Raw genomic sequence first — 22,993 nt, forward strand, 5'->3', positions numbered from 1 at the left:
AGCAGGCGAGCACGTCTGATTGGTCCTGAGAAGCGAGGATGTTCGCAGGACCATAGTGTTTATTGGGTGTCCAAGAGGTGTGTTTAAGTATTAAGATGGCACAGACAGGATCCTTGTCGAACACCCTCGATGACACGGTAACTCTCAGCCGTGAGCTTCGGGAAGAGGGGCAGATCGATGGCCAGGTGAAGCTCTACAACGTGGATGACGATGACGAGTTCGAGTCAGATGCGGAACTCTTCTTCGAACGAACCCTGATGACACAGGGGCTCCGTGAGGCGCTTTCGATTCTCCGTGATTCGCTCACGGGCGATGACCCGCGTGGGACGCACATCCTCTACGGTCCGTACGGCAGTGGGAAGTCCCACCAGATGGTGGCGCTGTACCACTGCTTCGACGATCCCGACGCAGCAGGTACGTGGGCAAGCGACTCGGTCGAAGGCTTCGACACGGCACTTCCCGACTCGGCGACGCCGGTCACAGTCGCTATGCAGAACGAGCAGTACGAGTATCTCTGGGAACCGTTCTTCGAGGCGCTCGATTACGATCCTGGAACGTTCAGTTCGGGCGGGTATCCCGATATGCAGACGATTCAGGACGCCGTCGGCGACGACACGGTCGCGTTCTTCGTAGACGAACTGGAGGACTGGTTCGATACACTCCAGGGCGACCGGAAAAGTGCGAACAAAGCCTTCCTCCAGTCGCTGCTCGAATCAACGGCGCTCTCCGATCTCGAACTCTACACTATCGTCTCTGTTCTGCGCGAGGGCTCCGAGGTCCACGACATCCTGAACCGGGAACAGGCGGTCGAGGTCAACATGAACAACCAGGTGGACAAACGCGAGGTCCTTCGTCACCGCCTGATCGATTCAGTGAACGAGAATGCTGCCCGCGAAATCGTCAACGGGTACTACGACGCGTACGACCAATCCGATCATGTCACCATTCCCGATGATCTGCTGTCGGAGATGCATGATTTGTATCCGTTCCATCCCGTGCTTTTGGACGCGCTTGAGACGCGGTACTACGCTGACGAGGATAACCAGAACACGCGGGGGATGATCTACCTCTTCTCGAAGGTTCTCTTGGAGATGCAGGATCAGACGGATCTGATCACGCACGGTGATATCGACGCTATCGAGTTCGAGGACGAACTGGCGAAGATTAACTACGAGCGGTTGAACGCGGCGACGGGCGACATCAAAAGCCGCATCGATGAAGACGATGTTCCCCACGGCCGACGTATTCTGAACACGATCCTCCTGTACTCGCTGAAGCCGAGCGAGGGCGAGGGCGCGGAGGTCTCGGAGATCGTCATGGGTGCCTACCAGACAGGCGATCTCGTCTCAGACGTTGTCCTCAACCTCGAACGTCTCCACGGTGTCGCGTGGCATCTCCACAAGCTGAACGGAAAGTACGCGATCCGCGACCGGCAGAACCCGAACGCGCTCATCCGAAACGCGGCCGTAGACGTCTCCGAGACATCGGCGAAGGCTGAAGTCGCGGATTTCATCACCGATATCTTCGGGTCGAACGCACACCCGGTCGGATTCCGGACGAACGATATGCGGGACATCCCAGACGACCGCGAGGTCAAGGTCGTCGTGAAAGACGACCAGTGGACGAACGAGGAGGTCGAGAAAGTCATCACGAACGATGGGCGTGGCCGGGAGTGGCGTAACACCCTCGTGTTCGTCCAACCCTCGGGCGACAAGGCCATCGAGTCTGGGACACGGTACATCGATAAGGCGCGGTACATCGAGGGCGCACGGCAGGTCCTCGCCGACGAATCTCTCGATGACGAAATCCGGACGTCGATCAAGGGTATGCGGGAGCAGGAGGAAAACGAACTCCGCGAAGAACTCCAGCTCCTGTACGGAGAGGTGCTTGACGGGAACGACCTGCTCAACGACTGGGGACAGATGACGCCGATGGAACTCGACGTCTACGTTCACGATGAGGCAGAGCTGAGTGCGTCGAACATCGCGGACTCAGCATCTGCCGATCCGTTTGACCTCCAGTCGGACGTCTGGGCTATCGCTGAGGACCTTCTGGAGCGACGCGGGGAGATCTCGGTTGAGGACATCTACGAGCAATTCCTCCGCGACCCGGAGCTTCCGATCCCCGGCAGTGCGAACGACGTGCTAAATGCGACGGTGAAAGCGCTCTCGGACAAACCGGTGCTCGCCCGTGACACTGGTGGGTTCCGCGACGACCTCTCCGGCAGTTCGCTGGACACCGTCCTCGTCCAGCAAGACGATGTGGACGTATGGGGCGTCGATGACGTCGAACAGGAACTGCGTCAGCGGTTCGGGAGCGGAACGACCGCGCTCGATATCGGTGACTTCGAACTGGAACTCGTCGAAGACGGCGAGATCTGGATCGACGGCGACAGCCACGACGTCGTGATGCGGGCCATCGGTCGGCTCGCTCGTGAGGAGCAGTACGTCATTGTCAAAGGGAACGAGATCCTCGATAAACCACAATCCGACGCAACGGTCCGAGACGTCGGCGGCGCGGAGGTTGTCGGTGCATCGTCCCTCGTAGACCGCATCGAGACGCACATCGACGACGACGGCTACGCGAACCTCGACACAATTATCGGCGAGGTCCGTGCCGAGGAGTCGGTGTTCCTCCCGCCGGACGAGACCGAGTCTGTCGCCCGCGAAGCAGTCAATGAATTCCTCGTAGACGACTACGTTCTGGAAGCCGGCGGTCGGTATCTTGGATCGCTCGGCGACCGCGACCCGACGACGGTAAAGATCGTTCCGACGGTACCCGAACGGATCGGCGACCAGATCCTGGAGTACATCGAGGACTTAGAACCGGGAGACCAGTTCACGGTGAACAAGGTCACGGATCGGTTCGACAGCAGTGTTACCGAGTACATGGTGCGGACGTACCTGCTGGAGAACATCGGGAAGGACGAAGAGCCCGAGTACGTCGTCAACACGACCGGTTCGGAGAAAGCCTCCGACTGGGTCCCTGGGTACCCGTTCCGGAAGGCAGACACGGAGATTCCCACGTGGCGCTTCGAGTACAACGGCGACGACGTCGCCGCGATGCGGAGCAAATGGCGGAACAACCACCAGACGGGAAGTGTCGATTACGGCGACGTCACGTTCATGTTGCCCGACCGCGAGGGTGTTCCCAGCGCTCTTCAGGGGACCGCCGACGTCGAGCGGACGCAAGTCAGCCTGACGCTGCGATCCGGACAGGACTACACGAAGGTCCAGGACCTCTTCGAGCGGATGCCCGAGGAGGCGTCAAGCCTGAAGATCGAGATTACCTTCCAGAAGTAGTTCCGCTTCTTTTACTGGTCGGCGTCGGCGTTTCTGACTAAGGCTTCGACGACGATTTCGTCACCGTCCGCCTCATCCAGCATATCCCTCAGAACGGTCTTCAGTCGTCTATCGAACAAACTGCGTGGGTTCAGCGGTGTTAGTTCCGCTTCAAGCTCATCTCTGCTTACTGTTCCAGAAATCACGGAGTCTCCGCCTTCTCGTACTTCCAGCAAATCGGCCATATCGAACCATCCTCAGCACGCTGGATAGCCTGTTCGATTGCCGCCTTACTCAACAATCGATGGGAACGGTGTTAGTGTGCTTCTATCTGTCCCAGTACTCTGAACCCGGTTCGGGCCAGACCTCACTCGCTTGCTTTGCGAGCCACTCGCCACGCTCAGCAATCGTGTCTTCGTTCCATTCGTCAGGCCAATTCGTAACCAGGTGCTTGTTCAGCCGCAGGACTGTGTGCTCCTGAACCGCCTCTCGTTTATCGTCCCACGCTGCATTCGAAATAGAGGGGTTTAGCTTATCAGTGAGGATGGTCAGATTCCCGATTCGGTCCTTTGCATCGTCACGTTCCATCCGTTCTACCTCAGCGGGCCGGTCTCCTGGGAGCGACCAGTGGGTGGACCACTTCTGCGGGAGAATATGCTCAATCTCCAGATCCTGAGTGAACTCTACCGTCTCGCTGTACCCGGTGTTACGCAACTCGCGTTCGATGGCCGCGAACACCATTTTGAGACGTCGCTGGTTGATGACGGCCCAGTACTCCATGTTCACCATCGAGTCCGTCAGCTTGTCGTCACCGGGCCAGTAGTCGCTCTCACCCTCTTTGCTTCGAAAGAATTCGACGACGACATCGCCGACGTGCTCGTTGTCTCGCTCCTTGAGTTCGTCCAGCAACTCGATGAATATCTTGTTGTAGTTCTTCGACGTCAGGCGGGAGAGCATCCGACGCATCAGCCAGCTCTCGATTGCTTCGACGGCTTTCACCCGCTGTTCCTTCGGGATGTCCTCATGGCCGAAGATCCAGAGGAGAACCGGGTACGGCGTCGTCGTATCGAGGATATCCAGTCGGTGGAAGAAGATCCCTTCCCGAGACTCACGGTCGGGTTCAGAGATGGTCTCGTAGATTGACGCGTAGTAGTCGATGTCCTTCACGATCTCTTCGACCGAGTTGTCGGTCCTATCAAGGTACTTCCGGAACGCCGGGAAAAGCTTCTTCGCGCGGACCTGCTGGCTCATCTCCATCGTGAGCCAGTGCATGATGAATACGTCTATCTTCGGACGGTCGAGCCGTCCCTGCGAGACATCGACGCGCCATTCGTCTTCGTCGAACTGCTTCCAGTACTTGTCGTGGAGGTCGCCGGGGTCGTCCTGCTGGATCGTCGCCTCTCGGAAGAGGTAGTTCTTGATCAGGTCGGCGGCGAGTAGCGGTGTTCCACGGGCGTTCAGCGTCTCGAATATCACCTGTGCGTCGTCGTTGGATTCGAGGTCGATGACGACGACACGGAGCAGGTGCCACATCGTCGTGACAAGCGCATCGAGATGTTCTTCGGTGGGTTCGTCTCCAGATTCTGCCCACTCCCGAATTTCGTCTCTGAAGTACCGGAAGCACTCCTCCAAGTTGTCGTCGCCATCGAGTTTGGAGTGCTCTGACTCCGGGTCCGAGAAGGTCAGCACGTCGATGAACGCGTCCTGATCGGCTTCGATCGGCCAGACCTTCAGCCGGTCCGTATCGGTGGTGGTCAGATCCGTGTCGTTGTACATCAGCTTCTCCACCAACGACGCCGACTCTTCGTGAGCGAGATCAGTCGCCACGGAATGCACAGCAGACAGCAGAACTTGAAGTGTGATCAAGCGCTGCTGGCCGTCAATGATCTCACGCGTCTCCAACTTCTGCGTCGGCGTCGATTGCTGATCGAGGACGATGGCTCCTAGGAAGTGCGGGGAGGTGTCCTGTTGCGCTTCCTGTCGTTCGATTTGGTTACTCGCCCCTGCTTGTCGATCCATCAGTTCATCCACGACGAGTTGGAGATCCTCCCAGAGCGGCTTCCAGTGTTCTTCCTCCTTCCACACGTACGGCCGCTGAAACCGTGGAACGACGTACCGAGTGTCCTTCCGAAAGATGTCCTTTAGATCGAGGGTGTCTGCTTTCATCGATGACCGAATGTTCCGTGGAGAGTTGTATAAATGGTTCCAAGACTAACCCATCACCCGAATCCAAAGGTGAGGGCGGGAAGATGTTACCATCGCGCGAGCGAGTCTATAGATTTCCCAGCGAATCTGGGGTATCCCCTGTGTTGGTGCGGCTTTGGGCCGAACCTCCGCTCCGTCGTGTATTCACAAACAATTCATTGAGAGCTCATCAGTTTCTGGCGTCGAACCACTTCGCGCCGGTGTTAGATATCTGTGCCATTTCGGGACTCATTAGCTACTCTCGCCCACCTCTTCTGACACGCATAGTCGCTCTAACCCCTCAGAACAACGTATTCCCGGAGAAACACTCGGAGCGTAGCGATTCGGGAAACGAGTACCAAACTAATCCCATCCCCTCTGGGGCTTACCTTTAAAGCAGACTGGCGGTTGTAGTTGTTCGGGTCCAACCCACCATGCAGACAGAAAAAACGATCAACCGCGCGAAGAAGATCGACGAATCGCTAGAGATCATCGCTAAGATCGAAGAAGTGGTCGGAGTACCGCTGACAGAGAGTCGGCGAGCACTACAGGTGGCTGGAGAGTACGTCATGAGTGACTCAATGTTCGTAGAACAGATGGTCCAGGCAATGACTGAGGCAGCCGGCTTCGCCATCGAAACGGGTCACGATGACTTGGCATCCGACGCCATCCAGAACGTGACTGACCTCGAAACGCTCGTCTCTGACGGCGAGTAGGCAACTTCTTCGACGTTCCGTCTCCTTTCGAAATACCCAACGAAGCTCGCTTCACTGAGATGTTACTGCGAAGAACGCACACTTATGTGGCTCGTGGCGTATCGCTTCTACATACTGAATAATGTCTGAACAATCTGGGTCTTCACAGGATCGGCAGGAACGGACCGAACTCCCCATCGAACGGGGATTCCCCATCGAGCGCGTGAACGAGATCGCCGAGAAGGAGGGCCGGGCGAAAATGTACTACCGGCCGATCTACACGATGCACAAGTGGTGGGCGCGACGCCTCGGCTGTGTCTTCCGCGCTATTTCTCTCTACACGCTGCTGGACGACCCTGAGAAAGTCTCGGTGTTCGAACCCGGTCACGAGGGAAGCACGCTCGCGTCTTACGGCGACGACGCCGACGGAGAGTCCGACCTCGACGTTGCCTCGCTCCTCGAACGCGTGGACATGACCGACCCGGAGAGTCTCTGGGAACTGTACCCCAAGGACGTTCGCGTTGAAGATAAGAAGATCCTCGACCCGTTCATGGGCGGAGGCACATCGCTCGTAGAGGCCTCTCGCTTTGGCGCAGAGGTAGTCGGCAACGACCTGAATCCTGTCGCTTGGTTCGTCACGAAGAAGGAACTCGAAGCCGGGCAGACCGACGTCAAAGACCTCGAAGAGGCCTTCGAGCAGGTAAAAGACGACGTCGCCGATGAGATTACGCAGTACTACAAGACACCATGCCCGAACGGCGATCACGACGCGGACGTGATGTACAATTTCTGGGTGAAGGAGTTGGACTGTGTCTCCTGCGGGCACACAGTTCCGCTGTTTAAGGACTACCGGGTAGCGAAGGAACGATACGTGGAGAAGGATGAGGATCCAGGCTACAACGTTCTCTGCCCAGATTGTGGTGCGGTTACGACCGTTGACGATTGGCAGTCAGAGAGCGTCTGTAACGACTGCGGTCATGGGTTCGTTCCAAAGGAGGGCAACGTCTCGCGCGGTGGGAAGTATAACTGTCCCGACTGTGGGCAAAAGTACGGAATTACGGACGCGATCCAAGAGCAGGGCGGATACGATTTGCGGCTTTACGCTATTGAGTACTACTGCGAACATTGTGACGACGCTGGCGAGCCGAAGTCCGTACATAAGGGATACAAGCGTGTTGAGGAGGCTGACGAAGAATTGTACCAAGATGCAGTACGCGAATGGGAAGAAAGCGACGACCTCCACGAGTATGTCCCTAAAGAGGAAATCCCACCGGGACATATGACCTCTGAGCGCAACCCTGTGTTTGATCACGGCTACGAGACGTGGTCGGATATGTTCAATAAGAGGCAGCTTCTAAATCTCGCCAAGCTCCTCCGTTCCTTTGAGAAAATTGACCAGAACGAACGGGAATTTCTGTTACTTGCGTTCTCTGATGCGCTTCGGACCAATTCCGCGATGGCATCATACGATGCGACAAGGAATGGAATGGATCATATCTTCAGAACAAATTCTTTCGATCCTCCAATGTACCCTGCAGAGAACAATGTCTGGGGTGGTGAATTCGGACGTGGGACATTCAAAGCTTCGTGGGATATGGTCAGAGATGGCGTAAAGTGGGCTAATTCTCCGACAGATCGATACATCGATGATAGCGGTGAAATGGTAGAATCAGCTGAATTCTCAAAGTCAGTCGGGGAACAATCATCCCTTCATCAAGGAGACATGCGAACTCTTGACTACGAAGACGAGTTTGATGCGGTCATTACTGACCCTCCGTATTACGACAATATCATGTATTCCGAGGTGGCAGACTACTTTTATGTCTGGCAGAAAATTCTGCTTGAAGATGAATACCCTGGGTTTGATGAAGAAAAAACTCCACGAACCGAATCAATCGTTACAAACCCATACTTGGGCAAAACTGCCGAGGATTTCGAATCTGAACTTGAACAATCCTTCTCGGTCATTAAGAGGGCCCTGAAAGACGACGGTTCACTCACATTCACGTATCATCACTCTGATTCAGAATCCTGGGGTGAGTTGTTAGAGTCACTCTGCGACGTTGGCTTTGAGGTGACAGCAACGTATCCCATCAGTGCGGATATTAACAAATTCATCTCTGGTGAAGCCGTCTCCTTCGACATTGTCGTCGTCGCTCGCCCCATTGACGACACCGAACCTGCCTCGTGGAACTCCCTCCGCCGGGACATCTACCGAACAGCCCGTCGCACCCGCAAGCAACTCGAAGAAAACCGTGATCTCTCCCGCGGCGACATCGGCGTGATGGAGATGGGCGCGTGCTTCCACGAGTACTCCAAACACCACGGGAAGGTGCAGCGCGACGGCGAGATCATGTCCGCGAAGGAAGTCGTTCAGGAGATATACGGCATCATCCAGGAAGCCAGCGACATTGGCGTCGAAGACGTGTTCATCGACCTGCTCGACACATCGAACCCCTCCTTCGACGACGTTAACAAGCTCTGCCGCGGGACGAATGCCAGCCCAGAGGACCTCAAGGAGACGAACCTGTACAACCAAGATGACGGCTTCGAACTCGGTACTTGGGACAACGAGAAGCGTCGGGCGTACATTGAGGAACACGTCAACGGCGACGGTGGCGACCACCTCTCGGACCTCGACAAACTTCAGTTCCTCCGCTACCGCTACGAGAAGGGGCAAGCAGTTCAGAACTACGTGGATAAGTGGGGTGTCGATGACGACCTGCGCGAACTCGCCGGTCGGCTCGCCGACGTGACCGGCGACCAAAGATATACGCGAGTTCTCGGGGATCGGGACGTCACGAGCTACGGCGAATAGGAACCTCGAAGCTGGAAGCGAAGATAACACCCGGTGGCGATTTTCGACAATCCATTTCGAGACTCTCGCTGAGAGTGCCTCCGTTGCTTGCGGTAGCCCATCCCCCTACGGTCTGTCTATGGCGAGTCGGCGATATGGTCGTGCTGTGAGTCTACTCTCCGGTCTCTCAATCCGAATACTGGCCATATAGGCGCTATTGGGGCGATACCACGGTGTTCTCTGGGCAGAGGTTTTTACGCACCTGGTTATTTGACCCATTCCCAGAATGGTAGCAAAACAACACCTCGCAACGGCGGGCCGTCCGCGAATGTGGTCAAGAATTGACTCTGCCCGCCTTCTGAATCGAAGAGCTCGATCAGTCGTTTTCTCTCGCGTAAGGAGTGGTGGTTGTGATGAGTGACACTGATCATCGCGTCATATTTGTGGAGCCCATCCAACCGTACTGCACGTTCCCGATCTCTCAGAATGAACGAGATACCCTCCTTCGGAATGTGACCAGAGAGATGGACAAGCAACGTTCAGATCCGACCAGGGACAGTGTAGCGACGTGGTTGCAAAACCTGCGGCCCGTGATTGAGAAGCCCGTTTCGATACTTCAGCTTGATATGTCGGACCACTCGAATCTGTCCACCCTCCTTACCCAGGTGATGGACTCAGACGATCTCTTGGATCGATTCCGGGCGGCGACTCCTGAGTGTCACTGGTGTGGCGATTCTGCCGACCGGCAGCTCGATTTCCATGACTACTATCTCGTATTGGTCTGTAGCGAGTGCCTCGCAACGATTGATTCGCCGGGTGGCCACCATCTTCTAGAGGATCTCGATCCCACGATCACTCCTGCGACGACAATCGACTGTCAGGATGGATCCACCCACCAAGGAACAAGCGAACAACAGTCCACCCTATTACAATTCACCTCCTCGGACTAACCGCTGACGAGGAATGAACTCACGACCAACCGACGTGAATTACCTGCTCTTTGACTGACTCTCCCTAGAAGATCGCGTCGGCATCACTCTTAGTCCAGTTCGTATCGTAGCTTGAGAACACCGCGGCGTCGAAGACACAGGGTAACACTCCGGCTGTTGAGCAGCCATCCTGCACGATGTCCATGATGAAGTGATAATACTCCGGGGTGCTGAGTCCTGACCCGGAAACGTGGTAGGGAAGATCGAAGTTCTTGTTCAGCCACTTCGTGATACGAGAGTCGAGTGGAATCTCGAACCTCGTTAGACCGAGAATCTGGAGGACGTTCCGCGCTTGCTTCGAGCCCACTCTGTGGAGTCCATCACCAGCGAGTCGCTCGGACAGGTAAGTCGCTGCTTCACGCTCCGTCCCCGGATCGCCGGCTTTCGGCTCTCGCGTTCGTACCTCCCGTAACAGCTCTAGTTCACTCCACAGTTCGTCCCACCCTCCAGAGTCCAGTCGTTCGAGATTCGTCTCACAGGCGTCACCGATGTTGTTGTAGTACCGAATCCCTCCGTGTTCTTCGAGCGTCTCAGAAACGAATCCGCTGACGTCATCGACATCTCGACACTGATCGAGACTCACCGTCTGAATTTTGTTCTTCAGAAATTTGGAGACGTGACTGTCCGGCCCTGAGCGCTGCTGGGAGGTGAGTAGTGCTGCGAGATGCGCATTCCAGAACTGATCCGGAGTGATTTCGATATCGGCTTTGGACACGTTCTGTTCCCGTCGTTTCTGCACAAATGGGTCGTCTTCTTGGTTGGCGATTATCTCAAGAACGTTGCCGATCTCCTCGTCCGAGAACGTCCATTCGACCTGAGCCATATGTATCCGTCATATGCACTGCCGAAAACTCTGTTGAGGATGTTTCAACTCCAGTAGCGTGATTCCCACAGGAACTTTCTGCCTTCTCTGAGCAATCCGGTGTATGGAATCGGGAAAGAAATCGTTAGAAGAACTGACGACAGCAGGGGTGTTCCACGTTCCGGAATATCAGCGGTACTACTCGTGGACCGAGCCGGAGTGGGACGACCTGTGGACTGACCTCTACACGCTACCTCCGGACAAACAGCACTACTTCGGGACGATCATCATCCAGAAGACGGACGAAACGGAAAGCGGCGGGAGTACTGGTGGATACGGCTCGTCCAGAGAGAAACCGATCAACCTCCTCATCGATGGCCAACAGCGTCTCACCTCGCTTGCGCTGTTGGTGCGCTCGATGACGGAGTGCCTGGAAGATATCGCACCGGAGACGGATCACGAGGCCGAGATACTCGGCGACGTCGAAGAGATGCGCGAGACGCTTCTCATTGAGGACAACATCTACCAGCTCCAATTACTTGACGAGGAGGACAACAAGTATCTCGAATGGCTGCTTACTGGGCACGACCTTCACGAACCGGAGCGCCCATCCCAGCGGAAGATGATCGAGGCGAAGGAATACTTCGACGACCAACTCGATGATCTCACTGCGTCCCCTGATGTTAATCCCGTAGACGTCGCCACCAAACTCAAGCAACTCTGGGAGACCATCCTCGAACTCGAACTGATGGTGTACGTCGTTGACGCAGCCAACCCCGAGAAGGCGACGCTCATCTTCGACAGCGTCAACGACCGCGGCCGGTCACTCTCAACGTTCGACAAAACGAAGTCTTTCCTGATGCGGATGGCCTACCTCGCTGCGGCCGACGAAGGTGAGGCCCAAGCGACTATTCGTCGCATCCGGCAGTCCTTCGGGGAGATGTACAATGACCACCAGACGATGCTGGAGTCACCGTACGTCACCGACATCAGCGACGATGCAGTCCAGCGATACCACTTCATTTCGTACTTCGATTGGTCGAACTCCGACGAGTACAGCGATCCGGCCTTCCTCACCGAACTGAAAGAACATGTCCGCACGCTCCGAAGAGAAGACCCTCAAGCGTGCTTGGAATACATCCGCGACTACACTAACAGCTTGGAGCGCGGATTCAACGCATTAGCGAAAGTGCTTGACCGTACTGGCGACGACGACATTTCCACGCTTATCCAGCGGATACATCGCCTGCGTCATGCGACGAAGTTCTATCCGCTGCTCCTCAAAGCTTGGCCGAACCTCGATGAGGACGGGAGAGAGGAACTTCTGAACGCGATTGAGACGTACATCTTCCGCGTCTACTCGATCGGGAATCATCGGAGTCACACTGGAGAATCCAGCCTCTACGTCCGCACCCGGAACCTCAGCAAGGACAGCCCTGCCGATGTCTGGGTAAGCAAAGTCGTCTCCCTGATGACTCGATACGAGGACGACTCGCAGTTCCGACGGTCATTGTCCGCTGCTGACCTCTTCTCGAAAGCAAGCTCACAGGATCTCCGGTACCTCTTCTACTTCTACAACGAGCACCGGGCTGACGAGAAGGGTGAGCGTGGGGGGCCGACGCTCTCGGAAGCAATGAGCAACGAATACACAGTCGAACACATCTGGCCACAGAGCCCTGACGGACTCCCCATCGAGAATGCTGGCGACTATCCGAGTCCCGAAGCTCGGTACGACGCATATATTCACCGTCTCGGGAACCTCACGTTGGCGAGCAGATCCTGGAACTCGAAGTGGGGGAACGCTACGTTCGAGACAAAGCGCGACGACGGGTATGTAGAGTCGAAGCTCTGGGTGCAGTGGGACATCCAAGACAACTACGACGAGTGGTCCGTCGAAAATATCGAGGACCGGGAGAAGACAATCACCGAGTTCGTTCTCGAAGAATGGGCGACGCCTGAGACACGTCTTGGCGGCGTTGAAGAACCCGCAGACGCCATTAACCGGCTTACGACGGAGGAACAGTTCGTCCTCCGGGCACTCCGCCAGAACACCGGCGGCGCGGTTCGCCGCGTCATCCACGGAGACGTGTGCGAACTCCCCGACTCACCATTCAAAGAACCAAATTCGAACGGTACAGAACGAAATGAGGTGGGTTCGATCCTAAGTCGCCTCCAGAACGTCGGTCTCGCTGAGCAAAACAAACATACCTGGTCCCCCACCGACGAGGCGCTTAACGTGGAGTTGCTGGCCTAATATCCGGTTTTTGTAATCTCGCTAAACCTTGTCTCCGAGTTTTCGTTGGTGCCTATTTGCTGAGTGGTGATCACGTGTGTCGAAGATTTATTCCGCCCCAACCGAGGACAGAGTATGGAGGAACCGCGCGAGGAGCTAAAAGCCAACGCTGAGGAACGTGCTGAAGTACCTGACTTTGGGATGTAGGCTCCTCCGGAAGAGTTACTGCGCGATGACTGAACACAGGACGATTCCTTAGAGTTATATGTCCATCTGGCTCTGTTGAAATCCCCACTAGCTACCAGATTCTGAGAGAATCGGTAAGTACGCACAACTACCTAGCAACTGTTTCCGCAGGAAGATATCGTCTCACTAGAATCTCATCAAAGCTACTTGGGAGGAAATCACCTGTTACGCGATTTTGAGGATGACGAGTGGCGTACCGTATTCTGTCGGGGTGCCCCAACCGCGCCCGAGGTGTTCGGGGTATCTCTCGCGCATCAAACTGCATACTGCCGAGTACGTGACATCGTAGTAATCAGCGATAGCGTTGATTTCCTCGTTTGCACCAGTAATCACGACGATGTCATCAGTTTCGTACGCGACATCGTACTTCTCACTGATCTCCTGAAGGTGTTCTGTATAGAATGAGTCAATGTCGTCTCGGGTTTGCTGGTCGATGCGGTCGAATGTACTTTCTGTTACCATTACATACAGTTCTAGCCTGCTGTTACGGATAAAGCTCAGCCTCCCACGCATGCGGTACCGTATCCATTTTTGTCCCTTCGGAGACGTTGTCTGCGTAATGGCAGGCCCCGGACAGATACCTGGACAGTACAACCTCGTTATCGATGGTGCCTACGAGACCTTCGAGCACCAGATTCCCGTGAAAGATTTCCTCCAGCGGCTCATGGAAGACGACGTTCCTGAGACGGTGAGTGTAGTCGGACTCGCAGATGCTCTGGCCGACGATGACTTGGCGAACGAACTTGCTCGTGAGATGGACCGACGTGCGAACGACTTGGAGTACCAGAGTCCCACGGTACAGTTTGTGGTTGAGGGGTCGTTCCACCGAAGCGGGAAGACCTACGACCTCCGGTACGACGACGAGCTCTACTCACTCCAGCAGGTCTTCGGTCCGCAACTCGAACGCAAAGAGGACGGGAAATGGCTCGTCGCACCGTTCTAAGGCACTACAGTAGTTTCAGCGGCCCTTCTTTTTCCACTTCACCGCCACCGCCTAGGAAGTAGAGGTCGATCCACTCTTGTCCCTGCTCACGGCAGAACACCGGCAGGCACGTCGTCGTGTGTTCGTAACGCTGCTCACAGCGCGTCTCGATCTGTTCCCGTGTCCAGTCGCCGTCCTGTTCCAGATCGTACCGATTACGAACCTCCCACGAGTGCTCGTCGGCGGCAGCCTTGAGAACACGCAAGGAGAAATCCCGAGCATCCTTGAACGTGAACGGGCCGCTCATCGACTTCGCGTCGCTCAGGTCCGTCTCTTCGACGCCATCGAGACACAGTCGGTTTTCCGCGACAGCCCGGAAGGCTTCGAGTTCAGCAGACTTGCGAACGAGTACGTCGTGCAGATAGTCGTGGACGACGTCGCCGTACCCACTCAACGTAAACTCCTGCTCGGGCGAAACGATCTGCAGCTCGGCATCTGTCTGTGTGACTCGCCGACGCTTCGGTTCGAGAAGCGGACACAGGAACGCGAGTCGATCGGAGTGAAGGAGATACGCGTAACTGAAGAGCCGTGATCTGGACGGAGATTCCTTCACGGGATCGTGACCCTCTGCGTAGTATTTCGAATCCAGTACAGCCAGTGTCTCGTCACCTTCCTGTAGCGCGTGGTCCGGTTCGTGGTATATTTGCCCTTCACCCTCGAACGGGTTCACCGATGGTGACCGGACGGGTGTCACGTCGTCGAGGTCGCCGAGGTGGTCGTAGGACTTGATGTACGAGAGTTCGCGCTCGATGACGACCTGGGAGTATTGCTCGAACAGCGACTCCATATTCAGGACGTAGTCCACGACCAGCTCTCGTGGGCCGTCACGGAGTTGCTGGCCGAGCGACGATGACATCACCGCCTTGGCGACATCGAACGCCTTCTGGTAGTACCGTCGCTGCTTCGGAAGGTCGCTGAGCGAGAGGCGTCGATACTCGTCCATCCGATCCAACCCGCTGCTGACACCCATACTCTCCAGACGCTCCACTTCGCGGTGTACTTCGGAGAAGATTCGATCGTATGCAGGGTGGTCGTTCTCGTGGGAGTTCTGTCGGAAGAGTCGAAGGAGTGTCTTTCCAGCGAAGTGGAGCAGCGAGTTCGCGGCGTTGTCGTACTCGGTCTCGTTTCGGATCCAGTGTGGCTCCAACATCCCACGCCCGTGGTTCAACAGCGTTTGTTCGACGTCGATCTCCCCACGCCCATCGAGACTGTCGAGCCGACGGATCACCAGGTCGCGGATGTACCCCTGCCGGTGAATCGTTTCTAACCCGTCGAGGTAGTTGATCGCCAGCACCACGAAGACGTCGTCGAGATGGATGTCGTCGGAGAGGAAGTCCTGAAGCGGAATCCCGTGATACTCGATGGAACGGTTCTGGTCGTAGACGGCCAGCAGCATGTCGAAGATGTGCTCCCAGTCGATTTTTGGATCGACCTGTACCTTCGACGACGGCGTGAGACTCACGACGCCGATGATGTCTGTCGCTTCAACGTGGAGTACTTCGTTTTGGTCGCCGTCTACGGTGACCGTTACGACCTCGTACTCTTGCTCGCCATCGAGTGCTGCTTGGCTCTTCGTGAAGACGCCGGGACTTTCCTGTGTGAAGGACGCGCGACGAAGTTGGTCCCCGATGGACGACGGACAGCCTTCTATGCGGATCTCCCCGCGTTCGGGGACGTTGAAGGTGTCCTGCCCGTACTCGTAGACTTCGTCAACGGTGCTCATTACTCGTAGGAGCCCATCTGACGTCGTTCCTGTTCGAGTTCCCGTTCGGCGAGCTCGGCAGCAGGGGCGAGATCGAACTCTTCGAACTCGCCATTCATCGCGCGGTAGTGTTCCGCGATCCGCTCGATCTGTGGGAACGCGGCGGCGTTCAGGAGTCGTGGAACAATGTACGTCCGGAATGCCTGTCCGACCGCATCTGTTTGGTCGTACTCGTACTCTCCGCCTTCCCGACAGCCGACGCCGAGGAAGACAGCGACGTCACGGTAGTGCATCGGACCGAACCGCATGATCGACCCCTGCGACGTCGATTCGTGGCCGTGATTGATCCCCTGGTAGTCCCGCTCGAACAGCCGTAGAATCTCGCTTTCTCCGAGGTCCGTGTGATCGGTGACGTGCGTGGTAATCCAGTCTTTGAACAGCTGACGGCGTTTATCCTCCTCGTACTCGTCCAACTCGATCATGGCGAACCGGCGGGTGATGGCGTTATCGAGTTCGTTCACCGTCCGGTCAGACATGTTCATCGTACAGATGATGTTCACCCGCTCGTCCAGCTCAATAGTCTCCCCTTCGTCGGTCTCAAAGATTGTTTGGTGGGGATTTTCGATGGCCGTATACAGCGGACCAAAGATTTTCGAGATGTCAGCTCGCGTAATCTCATCAAGGATGACGCCGTATTCGACGTCGAACCGGCGAGCACGCTGAACGGCTTCGGACACGCAGCCGAGTTTCGTCCGGTAGCTTAGTGAGTCGCCGGTGTAGTCCGGACTGATGCCACCGATGATGTCCGACGGTGTCCACGAGGGAGTGGCAGTGTTGAGGGTGTATCCGATTCCGGTTTCACGAGCGAGCTGCTTCGCAAATGTCGTCTTCCCCGTCCCGGTCGGGCCATACAGGACGACTGGTTTGCCCGCTTCGAGTGCGACCTTCGCGTTCCGTTCAACGTCGTTTGGAACGAGTATCTCTGCAGGTGTTTCGTCACCCCGGAGACTCACGACGCGCTTGAGGCGGTCTGAGGCCAGCGGGGACTCAAGCACAGCACGTCGGACCTGTCCCAACCCACGCTCCCCATCGTGGATTACGTCGAGTTTCTCGTCCTCGATCAGAAACTCCAGTACGTCTTCGTTCTCTGCATTCTGGATTGCTTCGACGACGTCGTCGGTTACCCGACGAAGAATTCCGACTTCGTCTTGCGCATCCTCAAGCGTATAGTCGTCCGACGAATCGCTCATTACCAGATACAGGTAGTCCTGAGTATATAAAATCCCGTTCAAGAGCCAAGCAGATTCCTATTGGCCCGCAGGTACCAATATTCATCTAACCGTTCTTACTGACGCTGAGATATTGCTCTCTCCTGTCCATTATACCGGATATCGTTGATGGGGCGATGTCCAGTTTGTCCTCCACCTCACGGTAGGTCGATCCAGTCACAACCATACGGATTGCTTCGAGAGTAGTGACGAGTGACTGGCCGCACGCCATTACGGCCGGGAGTGGGTCACGGCCCCACCACGGACCGGGACCCGTTCACTCTCTCTTTCCGGGAACGCCGCCCCTACGGGCGGCAGTTTGTCGACGCGCACCTACTGCCTTCAAAGGTGGCATATTCAGTTGCTTGGTGGGTCGATAGGCGCAGCGCACACTACATACCACGACGGCCAGTCTTGGATTTGGGAGACTGGCGTGTCTCAGCACACCAGGCTGGAATGCTTTCTCCGTCGTACTCAGTAGGGTAGCTGCGGTACAGTGTCTGTTACGGACAGACTCGATTGTTCTGTTGTGTTCGTAAATACCGAGACAGGTAGGTTCGACCGGGCGGATCGACGTACGTACTCGGGTACGTACGCGATCACGTACATCATCACGTACGCGCGTCCTTACGTACGTGCGTGTGTCAGTCACGGATGTCGGACTGACGGGCGGACGGGCACGTCATCGACCATATTAGAGAGAAATGGGCCAGAGTAAGCTTGTTGACGGAACGGCCTCGTGTTATGTTACTACGGTCACGGGCCCTTCGTCTCCACGTAGAAGTGGATCCAGGCCTGAGTCGTCGGTATCGGGATCTGAGTCGCTAGCCTGTCAGAACACCCCGATCGCCCTACACGTTGACCGTGCGAATTCCAGGATTCTGTCCGTGGCGCTACGAGTATTCGGATCTGCCCGGATACCGGCGATAAACGCTGTTGGTATACTTGTGGGTAGGTTGATGACACGGATAAGAGAGGTAACACGGCTTGCGGGGAGACGATCCGGTCAGTCTTCGTCAGCGTTATCTTCTTCGTCGCTCGCGTCGTCGTCAGTCGTCGTCCTAGTTGAGGGGTTCTAACAGTTTCTCCCCGGCTTCGACCTTCGCCCGTTCGATCGTCCACAAGTCGTTGTCGAACTCAATCTCGTAGTTCTTCTCCGCGCGCTTCAGGATCGACTGGATCGAGGACTGCGGGATTCCGAAGTACTCTGCTGTCGTCGTCTTCGGACGGCCTTTCTTGAGCTCGCGGATGAAGTTCTGCACCTTCGCGTACTCAGCTGGATCTTGGTACAGGAACCCGTCTTCATCCACGTCGTATCCTGCAGGCGGTCGTCCAACGCGCTTTCCGTCCCTACGCGCTTTGTCGATGCCCTGTTGGACACGGTCGGCGATCATGCGTCGCTCCGCGTCCGCGAATACAATCATGAGGTTGAGTAGGAGGTCTCCCATCCAGTCGTCGTTATCGACTGTGCTGATGGGCTGCTCTGTGCAGTGCAGGTCGATGTCCTTCTCGCGGAGTTCCTCAACGAAACTGGCGAGTTCGCTGAACGATCGTCCTAACCGGTCGATTTCTGTGGTGACGACGACGTCGTACTGGTCGATGGTCTCGCGGAGTTGGTTGTACTGTTCACGTGAGAGTGACGCACCACTCTCGATGTCTACGTGCCACGCGACGTCGTCAGTGTCGTAGTGGCGAAGAATCGATTCGCGTTGTCGATCGTCGTCTTGGTCGTCCGTGCTGACACGGACATATCCAGCGACGTTTCGGGTTGTTTGCTGCATACCTACCTTAGCCGGCACACCCTTGTAAAAGAGGTTAGTTCCCTTGACGGTACGGGAAACATTAGTTTCCCTTGATTGGTGAGGGGTAGTGGTTCGGCACAGTGATCCCGATTACTCCGCGAATTGCAACGCGAACAGAGCTACCTTTCCGAGTAGAATGAAGAGCGCGATGATGCCGGCAAACCGCAGTAGCACCATCGTGTTATCTGCCAGACTGAGACCGATTATCTCGACGAATTCGATGCCGTGGGTCACCGAGAGCACCGCTCCGACGAAAACCAGCATCACAGTCAGCATCAACAGGAACATGAAAATCCGCAGCGTCGTTGGTCCCTCGAAGGCCTCCAATGCGTCCAAATCCATGCGTCTACCGCCCGCATACACACTAACGTATCATAATAACATAGGGTGACAACATTAATGATGGAACGAACCGAGTGCGGTGATTCCGAGGCCGATGAGTACTGTCGCCTCGGACAATACCACTTCGGATCATTCCTCAGTCAATGTCGATGTCTTCCTCAAAGTAGATCTGCGAGACATCAGCCTCGTTCAGCAACACGTACTCCCCGATGAACAGCCCGTCGTCATCTCCAATCTCCTCATACTCTTCATCGAGCCGTCTCGGATACTTCAGTAGGATATCCTTCCCGTGGCCGACACTGTCCCACGACTGCACAAACCCGTGAATCTCGTCACCTCCCACCGTCACCACGCGCGCTTCAATCGGCTGATCGGCTCCATTGAATGCCAACGTCCACACACGCTCTCGCATGTCCCGATGATTTCGCCGCAATCCTCGATCCACCGCTAAGCCGACGACAACACCCTGGAAACCCGAAACCCCGAGCACTCCGAGGTAAAACCACGCTAACTGGAACACACTCAATTCGACCTGTATAAGCGCCGAGAACGGAGTATCGAACAGTAACGTCGCTACAATCCACGTAATCGATATCGCCGCACCACTCGCAATCAACGCATACGCAGTCTTGTTGAACGAATCTGTCTGAACCGTGATTTTCCCGAAGTGCCGCGCGAGACGGTACGTGAGGAATCCAGGGACAAGGAACAGGAACGCGAATAGCAGATCGAGTACAGGGAGACTGAATACCATGCCTGAACGTCCTCAGCGGAACTACTCGTCGGTATCGTTCTCGGCCGCTTCAGCCTCCGCTACCTCTGTAGTCTGCCCTCGCGGATCCTCGTCCGGCGTATCCGCCAGTCTCGCCTTCTCCAGCTCTCGACGATCGTTCGATTCGTCGGTGTTGTTGTCGTCGCTCATATCACTCGTCACCTCCATCTCCGGAACTTGACCCTCCGTCGCCGCCACCGTCACTTCCGCTACTGCCGCCTCTCGGGTCGGAATCTGGCGTATCTGCGACTTGCGCTTTCCTGTTCGCTCGTGGATTCTTTCCGTCGCCGCTGGAACTCGAACCGCCGTTATCGTCCGACATAGTTACTCGTCTCCCGAGGATTCACTACCGTTCGATGACCCACGAGGGTCTTCATCCGGTGTGTCTGCGACTCTTGCTTTCCGGTCAACAGCAGAAACGATGTCGTTAGATTCTGAATCGGATTCTGAATCTCCGTTATCGTCGGGCATGTATTAACCGATAGTTGGCACGTTGGTATAAAGAGTCGGCGCGGACCGGAAGTAAATCACGTAAATTCTGCTCGTGAATCCGTTACTCGTCACTCTCACTGGTCGCTTCCTCACCTTCGTTCCCATCGCCGTCCGATGTGTTTGTCCCGGTTGCCTCCAATCGCGGGTCTTCGTCCGGGGTGTCCGCAATAAATGACCGACCAAGCGCTTCTTCTTCGCCTTCGTCCTGTTGGTTCTGATCTTGCTCCGAGATGTCGTTTTCGTCGTCGCCCATATAATCACGTCTGACTACTGATTGAAAAGCGTACCCAGAACTCGCATTAGCCCCAACAGTTCGTGACGGTCACCGGCGTGTATCGATGCAGGGGACTCCACGCCCTCACCATGTCCCGTTGACAAGGAACCCTGCCCCGGGTCTACCTGTCACCGAACACTGACGAAACGAATCCAAGAACCGCCAACACATCAGTCACTCCGAGTAACGCACCGATCGCCACCCGCGTTGAAACGAGACTGTTCGCGGCTTCCGAGAACGGCCCCGTAAAGATGTCTGTCGGGGCGACTCCGAGTATCATTGAAGGAATTACGGTGAAGAGTAGGTATGCGAGGTTTCCGACGACAAGCCCGATTGTGAGGTTCACTGGTGATGCTTGTCCTCTGCTCATTATGCGGAGGTCACAGTGTGGTGATACAAAATCACCGTTGGGTGAGAGTATTAGTTTTCCTTAGATCGTGCCTCCGCGGTCACCCGTCGAACGATTTGACGACGGGTGATTAACCCGTCTGCTGGGTCTTGCATACTCTCTGGTAGGGGTGACACCCGGATGACAGAGGTAACACGTTGACAATCAACCACACCTCGGGGTCTCCTCAACCAACCACCAGCGATTACTGGCCGGTCGGAGGGGGATAATTATCCAGAGTCTCAACCGCCTCACGGACTTCCGTCCGAGTACCCGAGATACCATGCCCCAACTGCTCAATAGTATCTAATCCAGTATCAGCACTCAACTCACCGCTCGCACCCATAATCGGGATAACCGACACCCCCCCCCTAACTCGTTACAATACAACAGGTCTAATTGGAACGTCACATCACCCATACCGGCTTCATACAACTCGCTGAAAACCCGTGCCGGTGGCACCCCGCCAACACCGTCTCTCACGGGATCGACACGGCCAAACCGGACTCTCGCTGCGAACTCCACCGCGCCTTCATCCGGGCTCAACATCCCACCGCGTCGTTGTTTCGATAACATTTCTTCCCCTTCTGTCCGAATGGTTTCGGTGATCCACGGGACGTACTCAGTGTTGGTTTCCGGATCCCGGTAGAACACTTCATCGGGGATATACAGACTCCCTTCACTGTCTGAGTCCGGGTTATTCGCCGGTTCTACTCGGATGCCTTTCACACGGAGTTGCGCGCGTACTGCGATGTGCTCCGCTAATCCACGACCAAGGTTCCGGAGTGTCAGTTCTATACCGGATGGTTTCAGTTCGTAGTCGTCAATCAAGATTTTCGGCTGATACTCCAATTCACGCATTTCCTGCTGTAGCTGCATCAACTCGTTCTGTTTCTCTTGGTGGTCAGCGAGGTCTTCTTGGAGATTGGCTTGCCGGACTGATTCCGTGTGCTGCAGGTCTTGAATCCGGCTCATCCGGTAATACAGGTATGCTAAGATCGCTGAGAGGGCGATTGACGCGAGCACTCCAATCACCGACATTGATTCATAGACCGTCAGTTCAGTTTTGACCGCGACAGCACCTCCAGTGAGCAATGTGAGGGCTAAGAGTATGGCTACGAGGACGATGAACCGGCGGAATGAGAAGTTGTATTCAGAAGAATTCGAGTCGTCCGACATGGCACGGGTGACGGAGTGGGGTGTAATCAAACCCTCGAACGTAGGTGATTCACCCATTTAGGAGAGGTAACACTGAAACTGGGACGGGGGGTGTCCGGAACTATTGATCCCGGATCGATTCGCGGTGACGTTCGATCGCCTCTTCCATTTCCGCGGGGACGTCGAACTTTTCGAGTTGCTGCATGATCGCACGGCTCTCCTCAGGGGTGAGGTCGCGGAGGAATGGTCGTTGGGTTTCGCGGTACATCTGCGGTCCCTCGTCCGACTCAAGCATCGCTCTCCCGTTGTACTCAATGATGGTGTGATCCCTGTCTGTGTCCTGAGCCTCTGTTATTGCTGAGACTACACGTTCGATAACGGTGAGTAGTATCATGTCTCACAATAGGACTAGGACACGGATAAGAGAGGTAACACCGTTCCGCGCGGATACCAAATGAAAAACCGGCATACGTGGCGGTGAAAACGTGTGCGGGTGGTAGCACACCCATCGTCCCGCCGGTACGTAGACACGTCCGTCATTGAGTGTCTGTGTTCGTTGTCGTGTACACTGCAGTGTACGTACTTA

Annotated in this window: 19 protein-coding genes; 5 read left to right on the forward strand and 14 right to left on the reverse strand. The window is 55.8% G+C overall.

The annotated features are described in order from the left end of the window. Positions 1–95: 95 nt before the first annotated feature. On the forward strand, positions 96–3,302 hold the full coding sequence (locus HZR20_RS02465) for a DUF499 domain-containing protein (protein WP_181685013.1): 3,207 nt from the start codon (positions 96–98) through the stop codon (positions 3,300–3,302). Positions 3,303–3,313: 11 nt separating this feature from the next. Here HZR20_RS02465 and HZR20_RS02470 read toward each other — a convergent pair whose 3' ends face one another. Then, the gene (locus tag HZR20_RS02470) at positions 3,314–3,526 is read right to left on the reverse strand and encodes a hypothetical protein (RefSeq protein ID WP_181685014.1); all 213 of its coding nucleotides are present in this window, start codon (positions 3,524–3,526) and stop codon (positions 3,314–3,316) included. Between the two features lie 82 nt (positions 3,527–3,608). After that, the gene (locus HZR20_RS02475) at positions 3,609–5,447 is read right to left on the reverse strand and encodes a DUF262 domain-containing protein (protein WP_181685015.1); all 1,839 of its coding nucleotides are present in this window, start codon (positions 5,445–5,447) and stop codon (positions 3,609–3,611) included. A gap of 452 nt (positions 5,448–5,899) precedes the next feature. On the opposite strand from HZR20_RS02475, the gene HZR20_RS02480 reads away from it, so the two are divergent. Further along, positions 5,900–6,181, forward strand: coding sequence for a hypothetical protein (locus HZR20_RS02480; protein WP_135829421.1), 282 nt, complete (start codon positions 5,900–5,902; stop codon positions 6,179–6,181). 121 nt (positions 6,182–6,302) lie between these two features. Next, the gene (locus HZR20_RS02485) at positions 6,303–8,978 is read left to right on the forward strand and encodes a DUF1156 domain-containing protein (RefSeq protein ID WP_135829420.1); all 2,676 of its coding nucleotides are present in this window, start codon (positions 6,303–6,305) and stop codon (positions 8,976–8,978) included. A 993-nt stretch (positions 8,979–9,971) separates the two neighbouring features. Here HZR20_RS02485 and HZR20_RS02490 read toward each other — a convergent pair. Then, on the reverse strand, positions 9,972–10,769 hold the full coding sequence (locus tag HZR20_RS02490) for a hypothetical protein (protein ID WP_181685016.1): 798 nt from the start codon (positions 10,767–10,769) through the stop codon (positions 9,972–9,974). Between the two features lie 103 nt (positions 10,770–10,872). On the opposite strand from HZR20_RS02490, the gene HZR20_RS02495 reads away from it, so the two are divergent. Further along, positions 10,873–13,002, forward strand: coding sequence for a DUF262 domain-containing protein (locus tag HZR20_RS02495; protein ID WP_220132605.1), 2,130 nt, complete (start codon positions 10,873–10,875; stop codon positions 13,000–13,002). Positions 13,003–13,392: 390 nt separating this feature from the next. Here the strand turns inward: HZR20_RS02495 and HZR20_RS02500 are convergent, their stop codons facing one another. Continuing rightward, entirely contained in the window at positions 13,393–13,689 is a 297-nt protein-coding gene (locus HZR20_RS02500; RefSeq protein ID WP_181685017.1) for a hypothetical protein, read from the reverse strand. A 97-nt stretch (positions 13,690–13,786) separates the two neighbouring features. Between HZR20_RS02500 and HZR20_RS02505 the strand changes: the two genes are divergently transcribed. Then, on the forward strand, positions 13,787–14,170 hold the full coding sequence (locus HZR20_RS02505) for a hypothetical protein (RefSeq protein ID WP_181685018.1): 384 nt from the start codon (positions 13,787–13,789) through the stop codon (positions 14,168–14,170). Between the two features lie 4 nt (positions 14,171–14,174). Here the strand turns inward: HZR20_RS02505 and HZR20_RS02510 are convergent, their stop codons facing one another. The 10 genes from HZR20_RS02510 to HZR20_RS02555 all read right to left on the reverse strand — a co-directional run bounded on the left by HZR20_RS02510 (position 14,175) and on the right by HZR20_RS02555 (position 22,801). Then, complete coding sequence (locus HZR20_RS02510) at positions 14,175–15,932, reverse strand: 5-methylcytosine restriction system specificity protein McrC (protein WP_181685019.1); 1,758 nt, start codon at positions 15,930–15,932, stop codon at positions 14,175–14,177. Then, complete coding sequence (locus HZR20_RS02515; RefSeq protein ID WP_181685020.1) at positions 15,932–17,161, reverse strand: AAA family ATPase; 1,230 nt, start codon at positions 17,159–17,161, stop codon at positions 15,932–15,934. Before HZR20_RS02515 ends, HZR20_RS02510 begins: the two co-directional genes overlap by 1 nt. Before the next feature lie 1,079 nt (positions 17,162–18,240). Then, positions 18,241–18,960 (reverse strand): recombinase family protein, encoded by a 720-nt coding sequence (locus HZR20_RS02520; protein WP_181685021.1) that lies wholly within the window; start codon positions 18,958–18,960, stop codon positions 18,241–18,243. A gap of 111 nt (positions 18,961–19,071) precedes the next feature. After that, entirely contained in the window at positions 19,072–19,323 is a 252-nt protein-coding gene (locus HZR20_RS02525; protein WP_135829416.1) for a hypothetical protein, read from the reverse strand. 136 nt (positions 19,324–19,459) lie between these two features. Further along, positions 19,460–20,077 (reverse strand): DUF6338 family protein, encoded by a 618-nt coding sequence (locus HZR20_RS02530; protein ID WP_135829415.1) that lies wholly within the window; start codon positions 20,075–20,077, stop codon positions 19,460–19,462. Between the two features lie 21 nt (positions 20,078–20,098). Next, the gene (locus tag HZR20_RS02535) at positions 20,099–20,245 is read right to left on the reverse strand and encodes a hypothetical protein (RefSeq protein WP_168216245.1); all 147 of its coding nucleotides are present in this window, start codon (positions 20,243–20,245) and stop codon (positions 20,099–20,101) included. Between the two features lie 403 nt (positions 20,246–20,648). After that, complete coding sequence (locus tag HZR20_RS02540) at positions 20,649–20,840, reverse strand: hypothetical protein (RefSeq protein WP_135829414.1); 192 nt, start codon at positions 20,838–20,840, stop codon at positions 20,649–20,651. A gap of 142 nt (positions 20,841–20,982) precedes the next feature. Continuing rightward, entirely contained in the window at positions 20,983–21,207 is a 225-nt protein-coding gene (locus HZR20_RS02545; protein WP_220132606.1) for a hypothetical protein, read from the reverse strand. A 366-nt stretch (positions 21,208–21,573) separates the two neighbouring features. Next, positions 21,574–22,428, reverse strand: a complete 855-nt coding sequence (locus tag HZR20_RS02550; protein ID WP_181685022.1) for a hypothetical protein — start codon at positions 22,426–22,428, stop codon at positions 21,574–21,576. A 100-nt stretch (positions 22,429–22,528) separates the two neighbouring features. Beyond that, positions 22,529–22,801, reverse strand: a complete 273-nt coding sequence (locus tag HZR20_RS02555; RefSeq protein WP_135829411.1) for a hypothetical protein — start codon at positions 22,799–22,801, stop codon at positions 22,529–22,531. Positions 22,802–22,993 lie beyond the last annotated feature (192 nt).

The organism is Halorhabdus salina (genome assembly GCF_013839425.1).
Taxonomy (GTDB): Archaea; Halobacteriota; Halobacteria; order Halobacteriales; family Haloarculaceae; genus Halorhabdus; species Halorhabdus salina.